We start from the raw sequence: 21,805 nt of genomic DNA on the forward strand, positions 1-21,805 counted from the left end.
GACGAAGCCCCCGGTCGGGGGAGGACGGGAGGAGGAGCCGGGGGAGGGTCCGGGGAGCACCCGTACCGGCCCGGCGGGGGGCCGGGAACGCCCCCGTCCCCGTATGGAGGGCCCCGGGGCGAAGCTCCTTGGCGGGTGCGGGACAATGGAGTACGTACTGCATTCCCCCGGGGCGATCCCCCGGACCCCCGGCCGGGGCGGCAGACGGCCGTGGGGATGACACCCACGCGAGGCGGACTTTTCGTGACCCGGATCGTGATCATCGGCGGCGGCCCCGGCGGCTACGAGGCGGCCCTGGTGGGCGCCCAGCTCGGCGCGGAGGTGACCGTCGTCGACTGCGACGGTCTCGGCGGGGCCTCGGTCCTCACCGACTGCGTGCCATCGAAGACCCTGATCGCGACGGCCGAGGTGATGACCACCTTCGACTCCTCCTACGAGGAGCTGGGCATCATCGTCGCCGACGACACCCCGCACGTGGAGCAGGCCGCCCGGGTCGTCGGTGTGGACCTCGGCAAGGTCAATCGCCGGGTCAAGCGCCTCGCGCTCGCCCAGTCCCACGACATCACCGCCTCCGTCACGCGGGCCGGCGCCCGCGTGATGCGCGGCCGGGGCCGGCTCGACGGGCTCCAGGCGGCCGACGGGTCCCGCCAGGTCGTCGTCACCGCCGCCGACGGCACCGAGGAGCGGCTGACCGCCGACGCCGTGCTGATAGCGACCGGCGGCCACCCCCGGGAGATCCCGGACGCGCAGCCCGACGGTGAGCGCATCCTGAACTGGACCCAGGTCTACGACCTCGACGAGCTGCCCGAGGAGCTCATCGTGGTCGGATCGGGTGTCACCGGCGCCGAGTTCGCCGGGGCCTACCAGGCGCTCGGCTCGCGCGTCACCCTCGTCTCCTCCCGCGACCGCGTGCTGCCGGGCGAGGACCCGGACGCGGCGGCCGTACTGGAGGACGTCTTCCGCCGCCGCGGGATGAACGTCATGGCCCGCTCCCGGGCCCAGTCCGCCAAGCGGGTGGGCGACCGGGTCGAGGTGACCCTCGCCGACGGCCGGGTCATCACCGGCTCGCACTGTCTGATGGCGGTCGGCGCGATCCCCAACACCGCGGGCATGGGCCTGGAGGAGGCCGGTGTCCGGCTCAAGGACTCCGGGCACATCCTCACCGACCGGGTCTCGCGCACCAGCGCACCCGGTGTCTACGCCGCCGGTGACGTCACCGGGATCTTCGCGCTGGCCTCGGTCGCCGCGATGCAGGGCCGGATCGCGATGTACCACTTCCTCGGCGACGCGGTCGCCCCGCTGAACCTCAAGGCCGTCTCGGCCAACGTCTTCACCGACCCGGAGATCGCCACCGTCGGCTACAGCCAGGCCGACGTCGACGCGGGCAAGATCGAGGCCCGGGTCGTGAAGCTGCCGCTGCTGCGCAACCCGCGCGCCAAGATGCAGGGCATCCGCGACGGCTTCGTCAAGATCTTCTGCCGCCCCGGTACGGGCATCGTGGTCGGCGGCTGCGTGGTCGCGCCGCGCGCCAGCGAGCTGATCCACCCGATCTCGATCGCGGTCGACAACAATCTGACGGTGGAACAGATCGCAAACGCTTTCACCGTGTACCCGTCCCTGTCCGGATCGATCGCCGAAGTGGCCCGGCAGTTGCACACCCGCAAGCTCACGGGCGAGAGCTGAGCCTCCGGGAAACCAGACAATCCCCGGCAACCCCCGGCAGTCCGGGCGGGGCTGTGATCGCTTGACGATCACCCCTGAACAACAAAGGGGCCTCCTATACCACTTGGAGGCCCCTTTGAAGTACAACTTCTGTTATTCGGCGCAAACTGCTGAAAACTCACCGGCGGCCAGGTTACTGTCAGTTCCGTGTTCGCTGCAGAACGTCGTCAGTTGATCCTCGAAATGGTGCGTGCCAACGGGGCGGTATCGCTCCGTGAGCTCGCCCGCGTCGTCCAGACCTCCGAAGTGACCGTACGGCGGGACGTGCGGGCACTGGAGGCAGAAGGACTCCTCGACCGCCGGCACGGCGGTGCGGTCTTGCCGGGCGGTTTTACGCGGGAGTCCGGCTTTCCGCAGAAATCCCATCTCTCCACCGCGGAGAAGACGGCCATCGCCGACCTGGCCGCAGGGCTCGTCGGCGAGGGCGAGGCCATCGTGGTCGGCGCCGGTACGACCACCCAGGAGCTGGCCCGCCGGCTCGCACGGGTCCCCGGCCTGACCGTCGTCACCAACTCCCTGCTGGTCGCCCAGGCGTTGGCCCATGCCAACCGGGTCGAAGTCGTCATGACCGGCGGCACCCTGCGCGGCAGCAACTACGCGCTGGTGGGCAGCGGGGCCGAGCAGTCCCTCCAGGGGCTGCGGGTCTCCCGGGCCTTCCTGTCCGGGAGCGGCCTCACGGCGGAGCGTGGCCTGTCCACGTCCAACATGCTCTCGGCCAGCGTCGACCGGGCCCTGGTGCAGGCCGCCGCGGAGGTGGTCGTCCTGGCCGACCATACGAAGCTCGGCTCGGACACCATGTTCCAGACCGTGCCGACGGAACTCATCACGCGTCTGGTGACCGACGAGCCGCCGCTCCACGACGAGCGCGCTGCCGCCGAGCTACAGGCCCTGGCGGACCAGGGCGTGGAGATCACGGTGGCCGGTCCGGAGGCGGACGCGTCCGGCGGGGACGGCGCGCCGCCGGGCCGTCAGCCCCGCCGTGACATGCCGCTGCCCGGCCAGCGCCGTACGCAGAACGGCGGCCTCGGGCCGCAGCTGCGCAGCGCCTCCGCGCTGGCGGACGTGCCGGGCGAGCAGCGGGCCCGGGTGGCGGACCTGCGGAGGCGGTAGGCCGGTCGGGGGCGGACGCCCCCTGCTCCGTACGAGCTTGGAGTTGTACGCGCTCCTGGCCGGACGCCTTCCGCTTGAGTGCCGACAGTTCAACGTCCCTGATACACAATGGGCTTGGACATGTTGCTCGGCCTGTAGGGGGCTGCCATGGCAGGGGTGTCGGGTGCCGGTCGCACGGCGGTGTGGGCCGTCGCGGTCCTGGCGGGCGCGGCGACGGCAGGGCTGATCGCGGTCGCCGTCCTGGTGGACATGGACACCGCGGACCGGGCCGCCAGTCTGGCGGGCGCCGTCGCGGGGCTGATCGCCCTGGTGGTGGCGGTGGTGACGCTGGTACGTCCCGGCGGGCCCGGCGGTCCCGGAGAGCACAGGCGCCGCCTGAGGGCCGGACGCGGCGGCATCGTCGCGGGCGGGGACGTCAGCGACAACGCCATCGGCCGGGGTTCTCGGGTGACGTCCTCCCGCCCCCGACGTGGACCGGCATCTGCGCAGCCGGGCAGCACGGACCTGCGGGTCGGGCGCGACGGCATCGGCGCGGCGGGCGACGTCCGCGGCAACGCGATCGGGGACGAGAGCGAGCGGCGGTGACGCTTCGGTGGCCCCGGAGGCGACGCGGTACGGCCGATGGCACTGGCGTACCCGGCGGTGAGGAGCACTTCCTGTCCGCCGCTTCGGTGCGCGTGCGGGCCGGTGACGGCGGGGTCGGCGCGGGGCGCGACGTCAGCAACAACGCGTTCGGCCCGGGCAGCCAGGTCTTCGACCAGCGGCAGTACCACCTGCACCCGTCCGGCGAGAGCCCGCCGGTGCGGTGGCCGTTGCGGATCGGCCGCATTCCCGCACTGGCCTCCGCGTTCCAGCCACGGGCCGCGCTGCGGGAGCGGATCGACGCCACGGTCTCCTCCGAGTCCGCGGCGGCCCTGGTGCTGTCCGGCGGCGGTGGTGTGGGCAAGTCCCAACTCGCCGCCTTCTACGCGGCTGAGGCCGTGCGCGGGGGTACGGACCTGGTGCTGTGGGCCCCGGCGAGCGACGTGCACCAGGTCATCGCCGCGTACGCCCACGCCGCCGCCCTCGTCGGCGCGCCGGGCCTGCGGGGCGTCCGCCCGGAGGAGGACGCGGAAGCGTTCCTCTCCTGGCTGGTGACGACCTCCCGCACCTGGTTCATCGTCCTCGACGACGTCACCGACCCGGCGGGCATGGAGGAGTGGTGGCCCGAGAGCCGGGCCGGCGGCGTCGGGCGGCCCCTGGCCACCACCCGGCTGAACGACGCCCGTCTCACCGGCGCCGGGCGGAGGCGGGTCGACGTCGACGTCTACACCCGGGAGGAGGCGCGCGACTATCTGAGCGGCCGCCTGCACGGCGACGGCTGCGACCACCTCCTGGACGAGGCTGCCGACGGCCTGGCCCAGGAGCTGGGCTGCCTCCCGCTGGCCCTCGGCCATGCCGCCGCGTACCTGATCAACCAGGGCACACCCTGCGCGGTCTACCTGGACCGCTTCCGGGACAGCGGCCGACGGCTCGACCAGCTCCTGCCGCCGGAGGGCGACACCGAGGGGTACGGCCGCAGGGTGGCCACGGGCCTGCTGCTCTCCCTCGACGCCGCACAGTGCTCGGAGCCCCAGGGCCTGGCTGAGCCCGCCCTCGCCCTCGTCGCTCTTCTCGATCCGGCGGGCCACCCGCACGCACTGTGGGACACCGAGGCGGTGCTCTCGTATCTGACTCACTTCAGAGAAGGCGCGTACGTGAAGAGGCGGTGGTGGCGGCGGGCGACCCCTCCGGTGCCGGTCACGGCCGAGGAGGCGCACGCTGTCCTGCGGACCCTGCACCGGTACGGGCTCATCACCAGCGACCCCCGCGACGAACTGCGCGCGGTGCGCTGCCATGCGCTCACCGGGCGTGCTGTCCGTGAGACGGTGGTCGAGGAGTACGGCATCTCGGTGAGCATCTCGGCGGCCCGGGGGCTTCTCGCCGCCTGGCCCGACTCCGACGACGTGTCTCCGGATCTCGGAGTGGTCCTACGCGCCAATACTGGGGCTCTGGCCCGGCACGCGGGTGCTGACCTGTGGCATCCGCTCAGCCTCCCCGTCCTCAATCGGGCCGGGCGAAGCCTCGCGGGCTACCACCATGCGACGGAATCGATCGCCTACAACGAGTGGCTGATCGAGCAGAACGAACGCCATCTCGACGCGAACCACGACAGTACCCGGTTGGCCCGCGACCGTCTTGCTTTCTCCTACCGGGAGATGAGCCGTCATCAGGACGCGATTCCGCTCATGGAGCGCAATCTTTCCTACGCTGAGCGCGAGCTGGGGTGGCGCCATCCCGAGACTCTCGCGGCAGCGGGCTTTCTGGCCTTCTCTTACCGCATGAGCAGGCTGCACGAGGAAGCCGATCCGCTGGAGGAGCGGGTTCTTGCTGGGATCGAGGGCCTGAGCGGAACGTCGCACCCCAGTATCCGTCTGGCTCGTGTTGTGATGGCCAACTGCCTTAATCTCGCCGGCCGTCCGGAGGAGAGCGTCGCCATGGGGGAAGAGCTGCTGGCGGAATCTGAGCGGACCTTGGGCGAGGACGACAGCGAAACCGTTCTGATGAGGGCGATACTCGCCCGCTACTACGGCAGCGCCGAACGCCCAGACGACGCCGTCGCCATGCAGCAGCAGGTCGTCGCGTTCCACCAACGGACCGACGGCCCAGAACACCCCGCCTCTGTGAAGGCGGTGGCACGGTTGGCCTACTGGTACATGAGAGCGGGGCGCACGGATGAAGCCCTGTCCCTTCAGGAGGAGATTCTCGCTAGCCGGGGAGTCACCTTCGGCCCGGAACATCCCTTCACCTTGGAAGCCCGCTTCGCCTACGCCCAATCCCTGGGGCAGTTGGGCCGGATGGGCGATGCGGCCGCCTTGTTGGCGGACGTCCTCGCTGTACAGGAACGCGTACTGGGCCCCGAGCATTTGCAGACCATGAACACCCGCCTCGTGGCCCATGACTTCCGGCTGAAGGCAGCCGACGCCCTCGGCCAGGACCTCACCAACGAGCTCACGACACCCCCGGACGACTGAGCGGCAGCTACTTCAGCCCCCGCAGCGTCAGCCGCAGCAGCCGGTCCGCCAGCTCCGGATCGTCCGGCGACTCCTCCGCCGCCAGCGCGATCGCGTTCGTCAGCTGGAGCAGGTCGTCGATGGAGACGTCCGCCCGTACGGACCCGCTCTCCTGGGCCCGGCTCAGCAGCCCCGCGCCCGCCTCCCGGAGCGGCAGATGGCACTGGACGAGGGCCGAGGTCCCGTCGCGGGACGCGGACATCAGGGCGTGTGCCAGGCCGCGGTACTCACCCGCATGAGTGACGATCGCGCCCAGCCACTCCACCAGCGCCCGGCACGGTGCCTCCGCCGCCGCCAGCTCCCGGGAGCGGTCAAGGAGGGAGCGGAGAGCGTCCTGGAAGACCGCGTTCATCAGGGCGTCCCGGTTGGGGAAGTGCCGGTAGAGGGTGCCGATGCCGACGCCCGCGCGCCGGGCGATGTCCTCCAGCGAGGCATCGGTGCCGTGCTCGGCGAAGGACCTGCGGGCCTCGCCCACCAGCCGGTCGTGGTTGCGCCGTGCGTCCGCGCGCATCGGCCGGACGGGCGGCCGGTCCGTGCTCGTGTCCGCAGCCGTGTGCCTGTCCGTCGGGATCGCCCCTGCCATGGCTTCCTGCCCCTCCCTCGGTCCTGGTCCTCGGCCCCTCGTCGGTTCCAGGATGCCACTGACGGCGAGGGGCCCGGTCCGCGTCCTACGACGCGGACCGGGCCCCAGGCCGGTGCACTGTGCGGTCAGTCCTTGATCTCGCAGATGAGGGCGCCGGAGGAGACGGAGGCGCCGACTTCGGCGGTGAGGCCCTTGACCGTGCCGGAGCGGTGCGCGTTGAGCGGCTGCTCCATCTTCATGGCCTCCAGGACGACGACGAGGTCGCCCTCCTTGACCTCCTGGCCCTCCTCGACCGCGATCTTCACGATCGTGCCCTGCATGGGCGAGGCGAGGCTGTCGCCCGAGGCGGCGGAACCGGCCTTCTTCGCCGCGCGGCGCTTCGGCTTGGCTCCGGCCGCGAGGCCCGTACGGGCCAGGCTCATGCCCAGCGAGGACGGCAGCGAGACCTCCAGGCGCTTGCCGCCGACCTCGACGACGACGGTCTCCCGCCCGGCCTCGTCCTCCGCGTCCGCCTCGGCGGGCGCGGCGAAGGGCTTGATGTCGTTGACGAACTCGGTCTCGATCCACCGGGTGTGCACGGTGAACGGGTCCGCGGTGAAGGCGGGGTCGGCGACGACGGCCCGGTGGAACGGGATCGCCGTGGCCATGCCCTCGACCTGGAACTCCGCGAGCGCGCGGGCGGCACGCTGGAGGGCCTGCTCGCGGGTCGCGCCGGTCACGATGAGCTTGGCGAGGAGGGAGTCCCACGCCGGGCCGATGACCGAGCCGGACTCGACGCCCGCGTCCAGGCGGACACCGGGGCCGGTCGGCGGGGCGAACGTGGTGACGGTGCCGGGGGCGGGCAGGAAGCCGCGGCCCGGGTCCTCGCCGTTGATCCGGAACTCGAAGGAGTGACCGCGCACCGCCGGGTCGCCGTACCCCAGTTCCTCGCCGTCCGCGATGCGGAACATCTCGCGTACGAGGTCGATGCCGGTGACCTCTTCGGTGACCGGGTGCTCGACCTGGAGGCGGGTGTTGACCTCCAGGAACGAGATCGTGCCGTCCAGGCCGACCAGGAACTCGACCGTGCCCGCGCCGACGTAGCCGGCTTCCTTCAGGATCGCCTTGGAGGCCGCGTACAGCTCCTCGTTCTGCGCCTGCGACAGGAAGGGGGCCGGGGCCTCCTCGACGAGCTTCTGGTGGCGGCGCTGGAGCGAGCAGTCCCGGGTGGAGACGACGACCACGTTGCCGTGGGAGTCGGCCAGGCACTGGGTCTCCACGTGGCGCGGCTTGTCGAGGTAGCGCTCGACGAAACACTCGCCCCGGCCGAACGCGGCGACCGCCTCGCGGACCGCGGAGTCGTACAGCTCCGGGATCTCCTCCAGGGTGCGGGCCACCTTCAGACCGCGGCCGCCACCGCCGAAGGCCGCCTTGATCGCGATCGGCAGCCCGTGCTGCTCGGCGAACGCGACGACCTCCCCGGAGCCGGAGACCGGGTCCGGGGTGCCCGCGACGAGCGGGGCGCCCGCGCGCTGGGCGATGTGCCGGGCCGCGACCTTGTCGCCGAGATCGCGGATGGCCTGCGGCGGCGGGCCGATCCAGGTGAGCCCGGCGTCCAGGACGGCCTGGGCGAACTCCGCGTTCTCCGACAGGAATCCGTAACCCGGGTGGATCGCGTCCGCCCCCGAGTCGGCGGCGGCCTGGAGCACCTTGGCCATGTCCAGATAGCTGGCGGCCGGGGTGTCACCGCCCAGGGCGAACGCCTCGTCAGCGGCCCGGACATGCAGCGCGTCCCGGTCCGGCTCGGCGTAGACCGCGACACTCGCGATCCCCGCGTCCCGGCACGCCCGAGCAACGCGGACAGCGATTTCGCCACGGTTGGCGATGAGCACCTTGCGCACGATGACTCCCTCCTCGAAACAAGCTGAGTTTAGGGACTACCGACACGGCCGTACGACCCGTCCCCAATGGTGAGCTTGCCCACACGGAGTGTGATCCGAGGCTTGCCCCAGTAGTGAAATCCCTTGTGGCACCACGGTACGCCGGGATCCTCAACGGCACAGTAACCATCCGGTGTGGTGCAGGTCTCTGTCCTGAAGGTCAACGCCTCACGGCGTTTCTTTGTGGACTCCCTACGAACGCCCGGTGGATTCTTTGCGCGGCGCACGGGGACGTCCGATCCCTTGTCCGAAGGGATACCGGTGAGTAGGGTCCGCGCTACGCACGTACCAGAGGTAACAGGGGTGGGACGCTGATGCGCAGGCCGGTCGCGATCGTGACGGCGCTCGTGCTGTTCGGGGAGGCGGTGGGCATCGTGCTCATCAACGCCGTCCTGGCCACGGTCACCGAGAACCAGAACATGTCGCTCGCCGGCATGGACCCCAAGGTCATGTCCGCCGGGACCTGGGTGATGGGCGGGGTCTGCGGGCTGCTGCTCGTCCTGTGCGGGCTGGTCGCCCTGCTGGCCGGGGTCCGTGACCGGTCGCCGGGGCGCGCCGGGCGGATCGCCCTGATCGGCTGCGCGGTCGTGCACGGGGTCCTCGGCGCGGTCACCGTCGGCCTGGTGGGCTGGGGCGCCTTCGCGTTCATGATGGCCGTGCTGGCCCTGCTGGTGCTCACCCTGCTGTCGTACGGGCCCGAGCCCGGCGCCGAGGAGCCCGTGAGCGACACAGCGGCCCCGGCGGCCGCCTGAGCGGCAGCGGGGCCACGGTCGCCTCAGGCCCACAAATCCGTTACGGAGAGGTCCAGTTCGCCGAGCAGGCGGCGCAGCAGCGGCAGCGACAGGCCGATCACGTTGCCGTGGTCGCCCTCGATGGAGTCGATGAACGGCGCCGAGCGGCCGTCCAGGGTGAACGCCCCCGCCACGTGCAGCGGTTCGCCCGAGGCGACGTACGCGGCGACCTCGTCGTCGCTCGGCTCGCCGAACCGTACGACGGTGGACGCGGTCGCCGACGCCGTGCGGCCGGCGGCGGTGTCGATCACGCTGTGCCCGGTCCGCAGGATGCCGGACCGGCCGCGCATGGACTTCCATCGGGCGGTGGCCTCCTCGGCGTCGGCGGGCTTGCCCAGCGCCTCGCCGTCCAGCTCCAGCACCGAGTCGCAGCCGATGACCAGCGCGCCCGCCGCCTCGGGACGCTCCGCGACCACCGCCGCCTTCGCCCGCGCCAGGACGAGAGCCAGCTCACCGGGGGTCGGCGCGCTCAGCGCGTCCTCGTCCACCCCGCTGACGATCACCTCGGGGGCGAAACCGGCCTGGCGCAGCAGACCGAGGCGGGCGGGGGAGGCGGAGGCGAGCACGAGACGGCGCTGGGGCTGATCAGTCATACGGGCCATCGTAGAAGGGCCCGGAGATCCGGAGGTCCGGAGATCCGGCAGCCGTCAGTGGATGCCGAGCACGAACATCGCCACCAGCATCGCCAGCGCCAGCAGAACGCCCGCTCTGCGCATCATGGCCTGGACGTCGCGCAGTTCCTTCGGCGGCTTGTTCTCGGGGTCGGACCACAGCATGGTTCCGATCCTGCTGCGCAGCCCGCCGCGGCGCCTGAGTACCCGTACTCAAGCCGCCCCCGGTGGCGGGGGCGGCTCCTGACGGCTCAGGCCGGCCAGTACGTCCGCGCCCAGGCCCGCGGGCCCGGCTGCGGGCGGCCGGTACGCGCGATGCGCCCCGGGTCGGACCACTGTTCGGGCGGCAGCGGCGCGCCGGACGACACGGCGGACGCCGCCGCGGCGCGCGCCCGGACCACCGCCAGTGCGGCGGCCAGCTCCTCCGGGGTGGGGTTGCCCCGTACGACCTTGATCATGGGCAGACCTCTCTGTGAAAGGGCGAGCGGGCGAGCGGCTAGAGCGGGATGTTGCCGTGCTTCTTCGGAGGCAGGGATTCCCGCTTCGTCCGCAGCTGACGCAGCCCCTTGACGATGTGCGCCCGGGTGTCGGACGGCATGATCACCGCGTCGACGTACCCGCGCTCGGCCGCCACGTACGGGTTGAGCAGCGTGTCCTCGTAGTCAGCCATCAGCTCGGCCCGGGTGGCGTCCGGGTCCTCGGCGGCCGCGATGGTGCGCCGGTGCAGGATGTTCACCGCGCCCTGCGCGCCCATGACTGCGACCTGCGCGGTCGGCCAGGCGAGGTTGAGGTCGGCGCCCAGGTGCTTGGAGCCCATGACGTCGTACGCGCCGCCGAAGGCCTTGCGGGTGATGACGGTGATCAGCGGGACCGTGGCCTCCGCGTAGGCGTAGATCAGCTTCGCGCCGCGCCGGATGATGCCGCCGTACTCCTGGTCCACGCCCGGCAGGAAGCCCGGCACGTCCACGAAGGTGATGACGGGGACGTTGAACGCGTCGCAGGTGCGGACGAAGCGGGCCGCCTTCTCGCTCGCGTTGATGTCCAGGCAGCCTGCGAACTGCATCGGCTGGTTGGCGACGATCCCCACCGGGTGGCCCTCGACCCGGCCGAAGCCGGTGACGATGTTCGGCGCGAACAGGGCCTGGGTCTCCAGGAACTCACCGTCGTCCAGCACATGCTCGATCGCCGTGTGCATGTCGTACGGCTGGTTCGCCGAGTCCGGGATGAGCGTGTCCAGCTCGCGGTCCTCGTCGGTGGTGGTGAGGTCCGCCTCCTCCGGGAACGCCGGGGCCTCGGAGAGGTTGTTCGAAGGGAGGTAGGAGAGCAGGGACTTGACGTACTCGATGGCGTCCTTCTCGTCGCCCGCCATGTGGTGCGCCACCCCGGAGGTGGTGTTGTGCGTACGGGCGCCGCCCAGCTCCTCGAAGCCGACGTCCTCGCCGGTGACCGTCTTGATGACGTCGGGTCCGGTGATGAACATGTGCGAGGTCTGGTCGACCATCACCGTGAAGTCCGTGATCGCGGGGGAGTAGACCGCACCGCCCGCGCACGGGCCGACGATCAGCGAGATCTGCGGGATCACCCCGGAGGCGTGCACGTTGCGGCGGAAGATCTCGGCGAACAGGCCGAGCGCCACCACGCCTTCCTGGATGCGCGCGCCGCCGCCGTCGTTGATGCCGATGACCGGGCAGCCGGTCTTCAGTGCGAAGTCCATGACCTTGACGATCTTCTCGCCGTAGACCTCGCCGAGCGAGCCGCCGAAGATCGTGAAGTCCTGCGAGTACACGCAGACCGGGCGGCCGTCGACCGTGCCGTACCCGGTGACGACACCGTCGCCGTACGGGCGGTTCTTCTCGATGCCGAAGTTGGTGGAGCGGTGCCGGGCGAACTCGTCGAGCTCCACGAAGGAGCCCTCGTCCAGCAGCAGCTCGACCCTTTCACGGGCCGTCAGCTTGCCCTTGGCGTGCTGCTTCTCGACCGCGCGTGCCGACCCGGCGTGCGTCGCCTCGTCGATGCGGCGCGTCAGGTCCGCGAGCTTGCCCGCGGTGGTGTGGATGTCGGTCTGCGGCTCGGACATCGGGGGGCGGCTCCCTGCCTGGTCACGGGGACGGGGTCCGGCAACGGTCACGGGGGGACGGGCCGGTCGTCCGTTCGGCTCTGGCTACTGACTCGTAGCGTATCGGCGCGCCTACGGTTCGGCAGTGCGTCCTTTCCCACACCTAGGGTGGCTTGCATGACACCACCGGATGCGCCACACAACCGCTGGTCGGACCTCGACCGGCCGCCCCTGAACGTGACCGCGCTGCGCCGCGGACTGCTGCGACCGGACGCGCTGTGGCGCTCGCTGGAGGTGGTGGAGTCCACCGGGTCCACCAACACCGACCTCGCAGGGCGGGCCCGCGCGGGGGAGGCGGACGAGGGCACGGTGCTGGTCGCCGAGGAGCAGACCGCCGGGCGCGGGCGCCTTGAGCGGACCTGGACCGCCCCGCCCCGCTCCGGGCTGTTCTTCTCCGTGTACCTGGAGCCGGGCGACATCCCGGTGGAGCGGTGGGGGTGGGTGCCGCTGCTGGCCGGGGTCGCCGCCGCGACCGGGCTCGCGAAGTCCGCGGGCGTCGACATGGCGCTGAAGTGGCCCAACGACCTGCTGGTCACGATCCCCAAGGGCTCCGACGGGCGCCGTCCGGGGGAGACCTCCCCGGGGGAGGAACGCAAGGCCGGGGGCATCCTCGGGGAGTTCGCCGGGGACGGCATCGTCGTCGGCCTGGGCATCAACGTGTCGCTGCGCGCGGACGAGCTGCCCGCCCCCACCGCCGGATCGCTGGTGCTCGCCGGAGCGGTCTCCACCGACCGGGAGACCCTGCTGCGGGCCGTCCTGCGCTCGCTGGAGCACTGGTACGGGGAGTGGAAGGCGGCCGGCGGGGACGCGGCCGCGTGCGGGCTCCAGGCCGCGTACGCCGCGGGCTGCGCGACCCTCGACCGGACCGTACGGGCGGAGCTGCCGGGCGGGACGTCCCTGGTCGGCGAGGCCGTCGCCATCGACGGGGACGGGCGGCTGGTGCTCTCCACCGAGGACGGGCTCCGGCAGCCGGTGTCGGCGGGCGACATCGTGCATCTGCGCGGGGCGGCCGGCGGGCTGACCTGAGAAGGCGTACGGAAGCGGGGGCGGAGTGCGCCCGCGCGCCCGATGTCACGCGCGACGCACCCGTATCGGTCAACCAAGGACGTGAGCTAGGGCACACCTGCCGTATCGTTGAGGCGATCGAGCGACAGATCGGCAGAGCAGTGCGCAGGGAACGGGCAGGAGGCGGCTGGTGACCGTCGGCGACACGACGTCCGGTGCGGGTGAGGAGCCCGGGCCGGACTCCTCGGTCCACGCCACACCCCACCACGAGGTCGACCACACGGCCGAACCGACCGACGACCCCCTCGCGATCCGGCTCGAACAGCTGATCCTCGGGGCCGACCGCCGCTACACGCCCTTCCAGGCGGCCCGTACCGCCGGGGTCTCCATGGATCTGGCCTCCCGGTTCTGGCGGGCGATGGGCTTCGCCGACATCGGCCAGGCCCGGGCGCTCACCGAGGCCGACGTCCTCGCCCTGCGCCGGCTCGCCGGTCTCGTCGAGGCGGGGCTGCTCAGCGAGCCGATGGCGATCCAGGTGGCCCGCTCCACCGGGCAGACCACCGCCCGGCTGGCCGAGTGGCAGATCGACTCGTTCCTGGAGGGCCTGACCGAGCCGCCCGAGCCCGGCATGACCCGTACCGAGGTCACGTATCCGCTGGTCGAGCTGTTGCTGCCGGAGCTTCAGGAGTTCCTCGTCTACGTGTGGCGGCGCCAGCTGGCCGCCGCCACCGGGCGGGTCGTGCAGGCCGCGGACGACGAGGAGATGGTCGACCGGCGGCTCGCCGTCGGCTTCGCGGACCTGGTCGGCTTCACCCGGCTGACCCGGCGTCTTGAGGAGGAGGAGCTCGGCGAGCTGGTCGAGTCCTTCGAGACGACCGCCGCCGACCTGGTCGCCGCGCATGGCGGGCGGCTCATCAAGACCCTCGGCGACGAGGTGCTCTTCGCCGCCGACGACTCCGGCACCGCCGCCGAGATAGCGCTCCGGCTGATCGAGGCGATGTCCCAGGACGAGACGATGCCCGCGCTGCGTGTGGGCATCGCCTTCGGCACGGTCACCACCCGGATGGGCGATGTCTTCGGCACCACGGTGAACCTCGCCAGCCGGCTCACCTCGATAGCCCCGAAGGACGCCGTCCTGGTCGACGGGGCGTTCGCCAAGGAGCTGATCCGCCACGGTCAGGCCCCGGAGTCCGAGGCTCAGGCCGCCGAGGATGCCGCGGCCGCCGCCGAGCGGGTCCGGCTCGCCGAGAAGGAGGGCCGCGAGCCGGACGACGAGCCGCCGCTGCCCACGTACCGCTTCGGGCTCCAGCCGATGTGGCAGCGGCCGGTGCGCGGGCTCGGCGTGGTCGAGCCGTGGCTGCTGGCCCGGCGCGGGACGAGCGGTTCCTGAGCCCTCGCACCTCCACCCCGGCCCGCTCTGTCGGTGGGACCGCCGCCCTGTCTAGGATCCCTGTCGATAACGCTCGTTAACAGGCGTCGTCGAGCGGACGTCGTCAACCGGCAGTCGTCAACCGACAGGGGTGCAGCCATGACCGTCACGTCCGAGCAGCGGTTCGGGGAGTTCGTCGTCGTACGGCGGCACGAGGGGCAGCGGCACGTCGCCGAGCTGGTCCTCGACCGGCCGAAGGCCATGAACGCCGTCTCCACCGACATGGCCCGCTCCATCGCCGCCGCCTGCGAGGCGCTCGGCGCCGACCGGGACGTCCGCGCCACCGTCCTCACCTCCAGCCATGAGCGGGCCTTCTGCGTCGGCGCGGACCTCAAGGAGCGCAACTCCTTCACCGACGCCGACCTCGTGCGCCAGCGGCCGACCGCCCGCGCCGCCTACACCGGCGTCCTGGAGCTGCCGATGCCGGTGATCGCCGCCGTGCACGGCTTCGCTCTCGGCGGCGGCTTCGAACTCGCCCTCGCCTGCGATGTGATCGTCGCCGACACCACCACCGTGGTCGGGCTGCCCGAGGTGTCGGTGGGCGTCATCCCGGGCGGCGGCGGTACGCAGCTGCTGCCGCGCCGGGTCGGGGCGGCGCGCGCCGCCGAGCTGGTCTTCAGCGCCCGCCGGGTCGAGGCCGCCGAAGCCCGCGAGCTGGGGCTCGTCGACGAGCTGGTCGAGGCGGGCCGGGACCGCGAGGAGGCCCTCGCGCTGGGCGGCCGGATCGCGGCCAACTCCCCCGTGGGGCTGCGCGCGGCCAAGAAGGCGCTGCGGCTGGGGCACGGGCTCGATCTGCGGGCGGGCCTGGAGGTCGAGGACGCGGCCTGGCGGTCGGTGGCCTTCTCCGGGGACCGGGCGGAGGGGGTGGCCGCGTTCAACGAGAAGCGCCGCCCCGACTGGCCCGGGGAATGAGCGGGCGACGTGTTGCGGAGAGTGAGTGATCTGTTCAGAAAAGGGCGAAATTAGTTAGGCATCAAACTGATCAAAAGTGAACAAATCTACATAAGCTGTACGAATGGGTGGTGACGATGAGCGGCTGCGGGCCGTGGTTTCGCTGGCGCAGACCATGGCCGCGGCGTACACGCCGCGCGACTCGTGGCGGGCGGCGGCGCTGGGTGCCTGCGAGGCGCTGAACGGCAGTTTCGCCGCGCTCTCCGTGTGGGAGCGCGACCGGGGCAGGCTGCGGGTGCTGGTCAACGCGGGGCAGCGGGCCGAGGGGGAGGAGGAGTTCCCCGAGGAGGAGGCCTACCCGGTCCACGAGTTCCCGGAGATCACCGAGTTCCTGCACGAGCGCTGGGCCGGCGGCGGCGAGCCCGACGCCTGGGTGGAGACCGCCGACGGCCAGCCCGGCGCGGGCGGCCCGGCACGCGGCGCCCGCCCGTACTGCCACCAGCGGGTCGCGGCGCTCCGGCGGCGCGGCCGGGGCTGCTGTGTGGTCGCGCCGATCGTGCTGCACGGCCGGGCCTGGGGCGAGCTGTACGTGGCGCGGCCCGCCGGGCAGCCCGTCTTCGGCCGGGCCGACGCGGACTTCGCGACCGTCCTCGCCGCCGTCGTGGCCTCCGGGATCGCCCAGACCGAGCGGCTTGAGGAGGTCCGCAAGCTGGCCTTCACCGACCCGCTGACGGGGCTCGCCAACCGCCGGGCCGTCGACATCCGGCTCGACGAGGCCATCGAGCGGCACCGCGCCGACGACACGGTGGTCAGCCTGGTCGTCTGCGATCTGAACGGCCTCAAAGCGGTGAACGACACCCACGGCCACGCCGTCGGCGACCGCCTGCTGGAACGTTTCGGCTCGGTGCTCTCGCTGTGCGGGGCGATGCTGCCCGAGGCGCTGGCGGCCCGGCTCGGCGGTGACGAGTTCTGCCTGCTCGCGGCGGGTCCCCCGGCCGAGGACGTGGTGGAGGTGGCCACCGAGCTGTGCGACCGGTCGGCGGTGATCGAGCTGGGCGACGGGGTGGCCTGCGGGGTCGCGTCGACGGGCGACCCGATCGGCCCGGTGCGATCGGCCCGTCGGCTCTTCCGGCTCGCGGACGCGGCCCAGTACCGGGCCAAGGCCGCGCGCTCGCTCAGGCCGGTGGTGGCCGGGCGGGACGGCGAGGTCATCCGGCTCGCGGACTCCCCGCCCAAGTCCGCGCACGACCGCCGCAGGCTGCGCGGCAACCGGCCGTGAGCGGTTGCCCGGAGGTAAGGAGCCCAGTGCCGAACCACTAGTGACATAGCGGTGTTCAGTCCGTACGCTGCTGAATATGGATATGCACACTGTTGTGGTGGGGACGTCCGGAACCACCGCCGATGACGTTGTCGCCGTAGCCCGCCACGGCGCCCGGGTCGAGCTCTCCGCCGCCGCCGTGGAAGCCCTGGCCGCCGCCCGCCTCATCGTGGACGCGCTCGCCGCCAAGCCCGAGCCGGTCTACGGCGTCTCCACCGGCTTCGGTGCGCTCGCCAGCCGCCACATCAGCCACGAGCTGCGCGCCCAGCTCCAGCGCAACATCGTCCGCTCGCACGCGGCGGGCATGGGCCCCCGCGTCGAGCGCGAGGTCGTCCGCGCGCTGATGTTCCTCCGGCTGAAGACGGTCGCCTCCGGGCACACCGGCGTACGCCCCGAGGTCGCGCAGACCATGGCCGACCTGCTCAACGCCGGCATCACGCCCGTCGTCCACGAGTACGGCTCGCTCGGCTGCTCCGGCGACCTCGCACCCCTCTCGCACTGCGCGCTCACCCTGATGGGCGAGGGCGACGCGGAAGGCCCCGACGGCACGGTCCGGCCGGCGGGCGAGCTGCTGGCCGCGCACGGCATCGCCCCCGTCGAGCTGCGCGAGAAGGAGGGCCTGGCCCTCCTCAACGGCACCGACGGGATGCTCGGCATGCTGGTCATGGCCCTCGCCGACCTGCGGAGCCTCTACACCTCGGCCGACATCACCGCCGCCCTCTCCCTGGAGGCGCTGCTCGGCACGGACAAGGTCCTCGCCCCCGAGCTGCACGCCATCCGCCCGCACCCCGGCCAGGGGGTCAGCGCGGACAACATGCTGCGGGTGCTGGCCGGTTCCGGGCTGACGGGCCATCACCAGGACGACGCGCCCCGGGTCCAGGACGCCTACTCGGTGCGCTGCGCCCCCCAGGTCAACGGCGCCGGCCGCGACACCCTCGACTACGCGGCCGTGGTCGCGGGCCGCGAACTGGCCTCCTCCGTCGACAACCCGGTGGTCCTTTCCGACGGGCGGGTCGAGTCCAACGGGAACTTCCACGGGGCGCCCGTCGCGTACGTCCTGGACTTCCTCGCGATCGTCGCCGCCGACCTCGGCTCGATCTGCGAGCGCCGAACCGACCGGCTGCTCGACAAGAACCGCTCGCACGGCCTGCCGCCGTTCCTCGCGGACGACGCCGGAGTCGACTCCGGGCTGATGATCGCCCAGTACACCCAGGCCGCCCTGGTCAGCGAGATGAAGCGGCTCGCCGTCCCCGCCTCGGCCGACTCCATCCCGTCCTCCGCCATGCAGGAGGACCACGTCTCCATGGGCTGGTCGGCCGCGCGCAAGCTGCGTACGGCCGTGGACAACCTGACCCGGATCGTCGCCGTCGAGCTGTACGCCGCGACCCGCGCGGTCGAGCTGCGCGCCGCCGAGGGCCTCACCCCCGCCCCCGCCTCGCAGGCCGCCGTGGCCGCGCTGCGGGCCGCTGGGGCGCAGGGACCGGGCCCGGACCGCTACCTCGCCCCGGACCTGGCCGCCGCCGACGCGTTCGTACGGGAAGGACGCCTGGTCGCGGCCGTGGAGCCGGTCACCGGGACGCTGGCCTGAGCCGCGCCCCGTAACGGGCCCTGAAGGGGCTTACGCGGAAGGGCTGCCGCACCGGGGGGAGCGGCAGCCCTTCTCGTACGTACGGATCAGAGCGCCGGGCGCGTCCCGGAACGGCGTACGGAGTAGGTCACGAAGCCCGCGCCGATGCCCAACAGGGCTGTGCCGCCGATGAGATACGGGGTGGTGTCCAGGCCCGGACCGGTGTCGGCGAGGCGCGCCCCGGAGGCGTCGTCGGGGCCACCGGCGGGCTGCTCGGCGGCCCGGCCCGGCGTGGCGGGCGAAGCGCCGCTCGGGGGGTTCTCGACGGTCGCGTTGGCCGACGGGACGAACCAGAGAGCGGCCAGCAGTGTGCCCGCGGCGGTGGCGGTCAGCAGTGTTCGACGAGCGACGGACACAGATTCGATCCCCTTGCGACAACCGTGAGTTAGCCCCGTGGGTCGATGCTAAGCAAAGCAGCGGGTCGGAGGAAAGTCGTGGCCTCGACGAGCCTTACGCTCCGGCCTATGACCACTGAAGAGACATCCAGGTTTGTTCGACTTCGCGTGGAGATGGTGCTGGAGGTCACCGACCTCGACGCCCTGACCGGTACCGCTCTCGAATCCATCGCCGCCGAGTACGGGGAGCCGCTTGCGGAGGTCGCCGTGAGCGATGCCGATGAGCGGGGCGAGGAGGAGCGCATGCATGCCGAGGCCGCTGTCCGGGCGGACGGCGCTGAGGCCCTCGCCTCACTGGTCGACCCCTTCGACCTGGTCGGCGAGGTGCCCGGGGTGGAGCTGGCCCAGGCGTCCTGGAGCAGCGAGAGCATCGACTTCGACCCCGACGCGGAGGGCTGGGACGAGGACGCGGACGACGAGGAGGACGCCCTGTTCCTGCCGCTGGACGAGGGCGACGAGGAGGGGCCCGGTTCCACGGTCACGCACAATGGGAAGAACGACCGCGAGGACGGTGACCCCGCACAACGGGTCTGACGTGTGAGAACACCGGCCCCGGGCCCGCCCGACCGCGGACCGGGGCCGCACTGTGCGGCGGCGCGGACCGGTTCCCGGCCACGGGAACCACCGCTGCCGCGGGCGCGTCGATGAGTGGTGTTCCCCACATCTTCCGTGGATGCGGAACGGAGCACCCGTTCCGGGTGTTCTTGGAACATTGACGGGGAAAGTGGCCTGGCGGTCCCGTCCGGGGATTTTTGGGGAATCGGCAACGATGGAGAAGCGTGTGATGACGGACAGCAAGCGGCGCAGGGGTCTCGTGGCCATGTCCGCACTGCTCGGCGGCGTGCTGGTGCTTTCGGCCTGTACCGACGACGGCGACAAGGGCGGAAAGACGGGCGCCGGGAGTTCGGAGTCCTCACAGGCGCAGGAAGTCGACAAGGCGGCGGCCGAGAAGGCCTCCGAAGCGCAGATATCGATTGCGCCGAAGAACGGCGCGACCAACGCCAGCATCAACAACGCCGCGCAGGTCTCCGTCAAGAAGGGCAAGCTGACCAAGGTCGTCATGACCACGGCGGACGGCACCCCGGTCGAGGGCACCCTGGAGGCCGACGGGTCCAGCTGGAAGCCCTCGGGCCAGCTGGCGCGGTCCACCACGTACAAGATCTCCGCCACGGCGGCCGACTCGAAGGGCCGCGAGGCCCACGAGAACAGCTCCTTCACCACCGTCTCGCCCGACAACAGCTTCATCGGGAACTTCACCCCCGAGGACGGCTCCACGGTCGGCGTCGGGATGCCCGTCTCGATCAACTTCAACAAGCCGATCACGGACAAGAAGGCCGTCCAGAGCGGTATCACCGTGACCTCCAGCAGTGGCCAGGAGGTCGTCGGCCACTGGTTCAACTCCCAGCGCCTGGATCTGCGCCCGGAGGACTACTGGCAGGGCGGTTCCACCGTCACGCTGAAGCTGGAGCTCGACGGCGTCGAGGGCGCCGACGGCGTCTACGGCGTGCAGCAGAAGACCGTGACCTTCAAGGTCGGCCGCAACCAGGTGTCCACCGTCGACGCGAAGACCAAGATGATGACGGTCACGCGCGACGGCAAGACCATCAAGACCATCCCGATCTCCGCCGGCTCGCCCGAGACCCCCACGTACAACGGACAGATGGTGATCTCCGAGAAGTACAAGGAGACCCGGATGAACGGTGCCACCGTCGGCTTCACCGATGACGACGGCAAGGGCGAGTACGACATCAAGGACGTGCCGCACGCGATGCGTCTGTCCACCTCGGGCACCTTCATCCACGGCAACTACTGGGGCAAGGGCATCTTCGGCTCCGCCAACACCAGCCACGGCTGCGTGGGTCTCGCCGACGTGAAGGGCGCGAACGACCCCAACGCGCCCGGCGCCTGGTTCTACGACAACTCGCTCGTCGGCGACGTGGTCATCGTCAAGAACTCCCCGGACAAGACCATCAAGCCGGACAACGGCCTCAACGGCTGGAACATGGACTGGGCCCAGTGGAAGGCCGGCTCCCAGGTCTGATCCGCCGGTCCGATCGCTTCTGCTTCACCCCCGTCCCCGCCCGAAGGCGGCGGCCCCGGAGCCTTCCGGGGCCGCCGCCTTCGGCGTGTCCGGTGCCTCTCCGACACCCACCCATCGGCTAAGGGGTCCGGTCATCCGGGGCAGGCGGGTGGGCGCGGTACTCGACAGGCCAGCGCCAGAGAGTCAGTACGAACGATATGACCGCGGCCATTCCCAGTGCCCAGGCCCAGACAAGGGCGGTCGCGGTCCTGTTGTCCGGGTCCGGTTCGCTGTTCGCCGCGACGATCAGCGCGATGATCGAGCCGGTGAACGTGGCGAGTCCGAGCCACAGCTGGCCGATGACCTCGTCACGGGCCCGGGTCCACGTGCACCGGTAGCGGGTGTAGGCCACGGGGCCGGACTGTTCACCGCGACGAGGGGAGATGAACTCCTCGTTGGTCTTCTCGTGTTCTGGCTTGGTGGTCATGAGGGATCACGGTACCGGGGTCCTCAACTCACCGTTCCTAAGCAGTGTCCAGGAGTGACATCTGATGCCAGCTCCTGGAACTGCGCGCATCCCGAACGGTGTTGGATGCGCTGGTCTCCCGCGTTCGCTGTTCCCCGATCCGGCGACGTGCATCGTGTGCACGTTCCGTGACGGGTGGGCGGGTTTCCTCACGCCCTCGTGCGCCTGGTCCGGTCTGGACGGTCCGATGCCCCGCAGCATCGCTCTGGTGCTGCGGGGGCGGTGCCGTCCGTCGCCGGATCGGGTGTCCGAGGGCGCGTCGCCCGATCGCGACGCCAGCAGCGTCGTGACGGGACATCTTTCGTTTCTTCGAGGTGAGGGGCTTCTTCCAGTGCTGGTCGCCCCACATCGACGTGTACGCCGGGTCAACGGCCACGATGGCGAGGTCCGTCTCGGCGGCCATGGACACGAGGCGGGCTTTGAGCTTGCCGGTCGGGATACCGGAGATAACCCGCCGGAACCGCTTGCGGCGGCCGTGTTTCTCGCGGGTCTTCTCGGCGGCGAAGTCCAGATTCTCGATACCGATCGCGGCCACGCCGCATTGCTTGGCCCAGTGCAGGACTCGGGTGACGGCGTGCCGGATCTGGGCGTCGCGGTGGTCTGCCGAGCCGGTGAGGTCGTAGAAGAACAAAAGACACTCATAGACACTT

The 21,805-nt window shown here is 71.5% G+C and carries 21 protein-coding genes; 12 read left to right on the forward strand and 9 right to left on the reverse strand.

All coding sequences use genetic code 11. From position 1 onward, the window contains the following. Positions 1-243 precede the first annotated feature (243 nt). The 4 genes from RI138_RS21170 (at position 244) to RI138_RS21185 (ending at position 5,885) form a co-directional block, all read left to right on the forward strand. On the forward strand, positions 244-1,683 hold the full coding sequence (locus RI138_RS21170) for an NAD(P)H-quinone dehydrogenase (RefSeq protein ID WP_096623578.1): 1,440 nt from the start codon (positions 244-246) through the stop codon (positions 1,681-1,683). A gap of 186 nt (positions 1,684-1,869) precedes the next feature. Further along, positions 1,870-2,832, forward strand: a complete 963-nt coding sequence (locus RI138_RS21175; RefSeq protein WP_311121176.1) for a DeoR/GlpR family DNA-binding transcription regulator — start codon at positions 1,870-1,872, stop codon at positions 2,830-2,832. 147 nt (positions 2,833-2,979) lie between these two features. Next, entirely contained in the window at positions 2,980-3,417 is a 438-nt protein-coding gene (locus RI138_RS21180) for a hypothetical protein (protein ID WP_311121177.1), read from the forward strand. Continuing rightward, on the forward strand, positions 3,414-5,885 hold the full coding sequence (locus RI138_RS21185; protein ID WP_311121178.1) for a tetratricopeptide repeat protein: 2,472 nt from the start codon (positions 3,414-3,416) through the stop codon (positions 5,883-5,885). The genes RI138_RS21180 and RI138_RS21185 overlap by 4 nt, the downstream gene beginning before the upstream one ends. Before the next feature lie 7 nt (positions 5,886-5,892). Here RI138_RS21185 and RI138_RS21190 read toward each other — a convergent pair whose 3' ends face one another. Further along, positions 5,893-6,435: a TetR/AcrR family transcriptional regulator gene (locus RI138_RS21190; RefSeq protein WP_311122963.1), complete on the reverse strand. Its 543-nt coding sequence runs from the start codon at positions 6,433-6,435 to the stop codon at positions 5,893-5,895. Positions 6,436-6,632: 197 nt separating this feature from the next. Then, on the reverse strand, positions 6,633-8,387 hold the full coding sequence (locus tag RI138_RS21195) for an acetyl/propionyl/methylcrotonyl-CoA carboxylase subunit alpha (protein ID WP_096623586.1): 1,755 nt from the start codon (positions 8,385-8,387) through the stop codon (positions 6,633-6,635). 353 nt (positions 8,388-8,740) lie between these two features. On the opposite strand from RI138_RS21195, the gene RI138_RS21200 reads away from it, so the two are divergent. Continuing rightward, positions 8,741-9,178 (forward strand): hypothetical protein, encoded by a 438-nt coding sequence (locus RI138_RS21200; protein WP_311121179.1) that lies wholly within the window; start codon positions 8,741-8,743, stop codon positions 9,176-9,178. A gap of 23 nt (positions 9,179-9,201) precedes the next feature. On the opposite strand, the gene RI138_RS21205 is transcribed toward RI138_RS21200, so the two are convergent. The 4 genes from RI138_RS21205 to RI138_RS21220 form a co-directional block, all read right to left on the reverse strand. Further along, positions 9,202-9,819, reverse strand: coding sequence for a Maf family protein (locus RI138_RS21205; protein WP_311121180.1), 618 nt, complete (start codon positions 9,817-9,819; stop codon positions 9,202-9,204). A 45-nt stretch (positions 9,820-9,864) separates the two neighbouring features. After that, entirely contained in the window at positions 9,865-9,993 is a 129-nt protein-coding gene (gene mmpB, locus RI138_RS21210) for a morphogenic membrane protein MmpB (protein ID WP_096623592.1), read from the reverse strand. An 86-nt stretch (positions 9,994-10,079) separates the two neighbouring features. After that, positions 10,080-10,286, reverse strand: a complete 207-nt coding sequence (locus RI138_RS21215; protein WP_047178449.1) for an acyl-CoA carboxylase epsilon subunit — start codon at positions 10,284-10,286, stop codon at positions 10,080-10,082. A gap of 38 nt (positions 10,287-10,324) precedes the next feature. Next, positions 10,325-11,905, reverse strand: coding sequence for an acyl-CoA carboxylase subunit beta (locus RI138_RS21220; RefSeq protein ID WP_311121181.1), 1,581 nt, complete (start codon positions 11,903-11,905; stop codon positions 10,325-10,327). A gap of 156 nt (positions 11,906-12,061) precedes the next feature. On the opposite strand from RI138_RS21220, the gene RI138_RS21225 reads away from it, so the two are divergent. The 5 genes from RI138_RS21225 to hutH all read left to right on the forward strand — a co-directional run bounded on the left by RI138_RS21225 (position 12,062) and on the right by hutH (position 18,175). After that, positions 12,062-12,970, forward strand: a complete 909-nt coding sequence (locus RI138_RS21225; protein ID WP_311121182.1) for a biotin--[acetyl-CoA-carboxylase] ligase — start codon at positions 12,062-12,064, stop codon at positions 12,968-12,970. A gap of 169 nt (positions 12,971-13,139) precedes the next feature. Beyond that, positions 13,140-14,339, forward strand: a complete 1,200-nt coding sequence (locus RI138_RS21230; protein ID WP_311121183.1) for an adenylate/guanylate cyclase domain-containing protein — start codon at positions 13,140-13,142, stop codon at positions 14,337-14,339. Between the two features lie 138 nt (positions 14,340-14,477). Then, positions 14,478-15,290 carry an enoyl-CoA hydratase/isomerase family protein gene (locus RI138_RS21235; RefSeq protein WP_311121184.1) on the forward strand — a complete coding sequence of 271 codons (813 nt, stop codon included), beginning with the start codon at positions 14,478-14,480 and terminating at the stop codon, positions 15,288-15,290. 103 nt (positions 15,291-15,393) lie between these two features. Beyond that, positions 15,394-16,548, forward strand: a complete 1,155-nt coding sequence (locus tag RI138_RS21240) for a GGDEF domain-containing protein (protein ID WP_096623602.1) — start codon at positions 15,394-15,396, stop codon at positions 16,546-16,548. A 76-nt stretch (positions 16,549-16,624) separates the two neighbouring features. Next, complete coding sequence (gene hutH, locus RI138_RS21245) at positions 16,625-18,175, forward strand: histidine ammonia-lyase (RefSeq protein ID WP_096623604.1); 1,551 nt, start codon at positions 16,625-16,627, stop codon at positions 18,173-18,175. Positions 18,176-18,261: 86 nt separating this feature from the next. On the opposite strand, the gene RI138_RS21250 is transcribed toward hutH, so the two are convergent. Then, on the reverse strand, positions 18,262-18,570 hold the full coding sequence (locus RI138_RS21250; RefSeq protein WP_311121185.1) for a hypothetical protein: 309 nt from the start codon (positions 18,568-18,570) through the stop codon (positions 18,262-18,264). 108 nt (positions 18,571-18,678) lie between these two features. Between RI138_RS21250 and RI138_RS21255 the strand changes: the two genes are divergently transcribed. Further along, the gene (locus RI138_RS21255) at positions 18,679-19,143 is read left to right on the forward strand and encodes a hypothetical protein (protein ID WP_257001978.1); all 465 of its coding nucleotides are present in this window, start codon (positions 18,679-18,681) and stop codon (positions 19,141-19,143) included. 235 nt (positions 19,144-19,378) lie between these two features. Continuing rightward, complete coding sequence (locus RI138_RS21260; protein ID WP_311121186.1) at positions 19,379-20,650, forward strand: L,D-transpeptidase; 1,272 nt, start codon at positions 19,379-19,381, stop codon at positions 20,648-20,650. A gap of 118 nt (positions 20,651-20,768) precedes the next feature. Here RI138_RS21260 and RI138_RS21265 read toward each other — a convergent pair whose 3' ends face one another. Together RI138_RS21265 and RI138_RS21270 are read right to left on the reverse strand one after the other, a co-directional pair. After that, positions 20,769-21,116, reverse strand: a complete 348-nt coding sequence (locus RI138_RS21265) for a hypothetical protein (protein WP_311121187.1) — start codon at positions 21,114-21,116, stop codon at positions 20,769-20,771. A 37-nt stretch (positions 21,117-21,153) separates the two neighbouring features. Then, on the reverse strand, positions 21,154-21,786 hold the full coding sequence (locus RI138_RS21270) for a hypothetical protein (protein WP_398863406.1): 633 nt from the start codon (positions 21,784-21,786) through the stop codon (positions 21,154-21,156). Between the last annotated feature and the right edge of the window lie 19 nt (positions 21,787-21,805).

This window comes from Streptomyces durocortorensis (assembly GCF_031760065.1).
GTDB lineage: Bacteria > Actinomycetota > Actinomycetes > Streptomycetales > Streptomycetaceae > Streptomyces.